Consider the following 3,878-nt stretch of genomic DNA (forward strand, 5'->3'; position numbering starts at 1 on the left):
GCCAGATCCAGATCGCGCGCCTCACCGCCGCCGAGGACCAGAACCCTCAGCGGCAGCTCGCGGGCCGCCTCGAGGCTCACCGGGTCCGCGATGACGTCCGACACCGAACCGAGCCGGGCGGCCTCGATCAGGTCGGCGTCGGGGGGCATCAACACGGCGACCGCCCCGAGACGCGACAAGGCGGCGATTGCGACGAGCGCACTTGGCCTGGTCTCCATGAGCACGCCGACGTGGGCACCCTGCCGCACGCCGACGTCGATGAGGCCGCGAACCACGTTGTTGATGCGGCGGTCCACCGCTTCATAGGTGTGCACGCGACCGTCGAACAGAAGGAATTCGCCGTCCGGAGTCGCGCGTGCCTGCTCGCTCATGATGCGACCGAGCGAGATGCGCGTGTGATCGTTGATCTGGCCCAGCCGTGCCAACCGCGGCAGCGTGCGGGCGGTTTCGACGACGAGTGCGCGGGCCGACTTGTTGGCCGCCACGAACGCGCCTGCCGCGGAGCGGGCCACGCCGAACGTCATCTCCGCGGCGGCACCCGCGCCGTGCGCGATGCGCGACCCCAGCGGCACGCCGGTCTCGTTGTTCTGCTCGGGCTGCAGCGCCATGGGCACGACGTCGGCGGGCATCTCGCCGTCACCGGCGATCCACTTCACCCACGCCGCGACCGTCGGCCAGGTCTGCGTGGCCGCCTTGGATCCGACGACGAGGCCGAAATGCCCTGTGCGAATGAGATATTCGTAGACGTCAGCCTGAGGTGATGCGCGCTTGATGCCGCGGACCGAGGCGGGCTGGCCGATATCGTCGACCTCGCCGACGACCGCAAGCACGGGGCAGTCGATATCGCTGAGCGTGACCAGGTCGCCACGGATGGCGAACCCGCCGCTCATCATGCGGTTGTGGGCGATGAACTGCTTGAGGAGCTCCGCGATCGCTGGTCCCGACCAGGCGATCCAGCCATCGGAGGCGAGGAACCGGCGCTGCTGCTCACGCGGGAGCAGGGCGTCGCGGTCGTGCAACTGGCGCACGAAGTCCAGCCGCGACTGCGCGGTCTTGATGGGGTCGAGCATCTGGAAGCCCGTGCGGGCCAGCCAGCCGGGGATGTCGATGCGGCTGAAGACGTGGTCGGCCATGAAGTCGGCGGCTCCGACGGCAAGTCCTGCGGGCAGGTTCATCGGGAGCGCGGCGAGAGTGTCGACGGGCGAACCGAACCCGATGATGCTCGCCAGGTCCTTGGACCGCCGGTAGGCCGCCGTCTGATAGGCGAACATGCCACCCTGCGAGTAGCCGGCGAGGTGGACGTCTCGGCCGGTGACCTTCTTCACCGTGTCGATCGCCTCGCTCAGCGCGACGACGTGGTCGGCGAGGTTGCGCTGCATGCCGCCCTCGACCTGATCGGGCGAGCCGAAGTCGATGACCCACGGATCGATCCCCGCCGCGTGAAGGATGCCGACCGCGCCGTCGTTGCGGGTGACGTCCCACATGTCGGCCGACATCATCATCGGGTGCACCATCAGCACCGGCGGGCCCGCCGGCTTCGCTCCTGGCCTGGTGTCGGGTGGGAAGTACCGCCGCAACCGGTACATCGGCACGCTCTCGACGATCTGGAACGGTGACGGCACGGCACCGGTCTCGAGGCCGCCGTAGCGCAGCACCTCCAGCCCGTTCTGCGCGGTCGCCACCAACCGTCCCACCGGGCCGGTGATCGCCGAAAGGTCCACCACGTTGCTCCCCTTTCGCACGACGAGTGAATCCCCCGATCCGACGCCATCATGGCACAGCGCCATTCGGGCTCCACCGTGATCAGCCCCTATGATCGGCGCCTGATGGCGAACCTGATCAACCTCGAACGCGCGACCGTCGGTTACGGCACTCGCACCCTGCTCGACGGCGTGAGCCTCGGCGTCGACGAGGGCGAGGCGATTGGCGTCGTCGGCCGCAACGGCGACGGCAAGACCACCCTGCTGCAGATCCTGACGGCGACCCGGCCCCCCGACTCCGGCCGCGTGACCCACACGTCGGGGCTGTCCGTCGGCTACCTGCACCAGTCCGACGACTTCCATCCCGACGCAACCGTGCGGGACGTCATCGTGGACGGCAGGGCCGACCACATCTGGGCGGCCGACGCGGAGACCCGGTCGGTGGTGGAGAACCTGCTGACCGACGTGGCGCTCGACCGCGAGGTGAACAACCTCAGTGGCGGTGAGCGACGCCGTGTCGCGCTGGCCGCGATCCTGCTCGCGGGCCATGACGTCCTGGTGCTCGACGAACCGACCAACCACCTCGACGTCGAGATCATCGGGTGGCTGGCTGGACACCTCTCGAAGCAGACCGCCAAGACGCTGGTGGTGGTCAGCCACGACCGGTGGTTCCTGGACGCGGTGTGCACGCGCATCTGGGAGGTGCACGGCGGCGCCGTCGACGCCTACGAGGGTGGTTACGCGGCGTACGTGCTCGCCAGGGCGGAACGTAGCCGGGTGGCCGCGGGCACCGAGGCCCGTCGCCGCAACCTGATGCGCAAGGAGCTGGCGTGGTTGCGGCGGGGGCCGCCCGCACGGACGTCGAAGCCGAAGTTCCGCATCCAGGCCGCCAACGACCTGATCGCCAACGAGCCGGAGCCACGGGATTCGCTGGCCCTGCAACGCTTTGCGACGGCGCGTCTTGGCAAGGACGTCTTCGACCTCCACCGCGTGTCACTCGAGGCGGGCGAGAAGCTGATCCTCGACAAGCTGGACTGGTCGATCGGGCCGGGCGTGCGCATCGGGCTGGTCGGCGTCAACGGCACCGGGAAGACGTCGGTGCTGAAGCTACTGACCGGGGAGCTGCCACCAACGTCGGGCACCGTCAAGCGCGGAAAGACGCTCAGAATCGGCTATCTCAGTCAGGCGCTGGTCGAGATCGACGGCAACGAGCGCGTCCTCGACGCCGTCGAGAACGCCAAGCGGATCACCGAGCTCGCGGGCGGCAAAGAGGTCAGCACGGCCACCCTGCTCGAGGACTTCGGGTTCACGGGCGACAAGCTGACGACGCGGCTGTCCGAGCTGTCCGGCGGTGAGCGACGCCGGTTCCAGTTCCTACGGCTGTTGCTCGACGAACCCAATGTGCTGCTGCTCGACGAGCCGACCAACGACCTGGACATCGACACTCTGAACGTGATCGAGGACTACCTGGACGGCTGGCCGGGCACGCTGATCGTCGTCACCCACGATCGCTACTTCCTCGAACGCGTCAGCGACGTGACGTACGCACTGCCCGGTGGCGGCCGCTGCGTGCTCCTGCCCGGCGGAATCGAGCAGTATCTGGCCGAGCGGCCCACCGCCAACGGCACCTCGGCGACCCGTCCGAACGATCGCACCGAGACGGCGTCGGCGCGCGAGCGCAAGGCGGGAAAGCAGTTGTCCCGCATCGAAAGTCAACTTCGCAAGCTCGACGATCAGATCGCGAAGCTACACCACACCATGGCCGACGCCGTCGCCGACCACATGCGGCTCGGGGAATTGAACGCCGAACTGAGCGAGATGGTCGAACGCAAGGAGTCCCTCGAGGAGGAGTGGCTCTCGCTGGCGGAGGACTAGCGCCAGCCGACGGTCGACGGAATCGACCCGTCCTCGACCGCAGCGGCCAGGTGACGATGATCGTGCTCGTTCTGGTCCGCATACGCCGAAGCAAAGTCGACGAGGGCGGTCTCCACGCGGTCACCGGTACCCAGATAGTCGGCGATCGCGGCGGCGTCGCCACTGCGGGCGTGCGCACGCGCCAGCACTTGACCGCACATCCCGGCGAAGTCGGACAATCGGTCGGCGATGGTCTCCCCCTTGGGGATTACCTTGCCGTCGCGGAACTGTCGGACGTAGTAGTCGTTCCCCTCAATGCTGGTC

3 protein-coding genes are annotated in these 3,878 nt (G+C 68.3%); 1 reads left to right on the forward strand and 2 read right to left on the reverse strand.

Features of this window, described 5'->3' with window-relative positions; all coding sequences use genetic code 11:
- Positions 1–1,724 (reverse strand): alpha/beta fold hydrolase (locus ACRDUX_RS14445; protein ID WP_526414713.1); only part of this gene is annotated, 1,724 nt, incomplete at its 3' end.
- 102 nt (positions 1,725–1,826) lie between these two features.
- Here ACRDUX_RS14445 and ACRDUX_RS14450 point away from each other — a divergent pair.
- Positions 1,827–3,575: an ABC-F family ATP-binding cassette domain-containing protein gene (locus ACRDUX_RS14450; protein WP_526414711.1), complete on the forward strand. Its 1,749-nt coding sequence runs from the start codon at positions 1,827–1,829 to the stop codon at positions 3,573–3,575.
- Here ACRDUX_RS14450 and ACRDUX_RS14455 read toward each other — a convergent pair.
- On the reverse strand, positions 3,572–3,878 hold a 307-nt coding region (locus tag ACRDUX_RS14455; protein WP_526414712.1), incomplete at its 5' end, for a DUF2252 family protein. The genes ACRDUX_RS14450 and ACRDUX_RS14455 overlap by 4 nt on opposite strands.

The sequence above is a fragment of the Mycobacterium sp. genome, from assembly GCF_050701675.1.
Taxonomy (GTDB): Bacteria; Actinomycetota; Actinomycetes; order Mycobacteriales; family Mycobacteriaceae; genus Mycobacterium.

Coding starts and splice junctions, on each gene's coding strand:
- ACRDUX_RS14450 (WP_526414711.1), top strand. CDS start 1,827: ATGGCGAACCTGATCAACCTCGAACGCGCGACCGTCGGTTACGGCACT.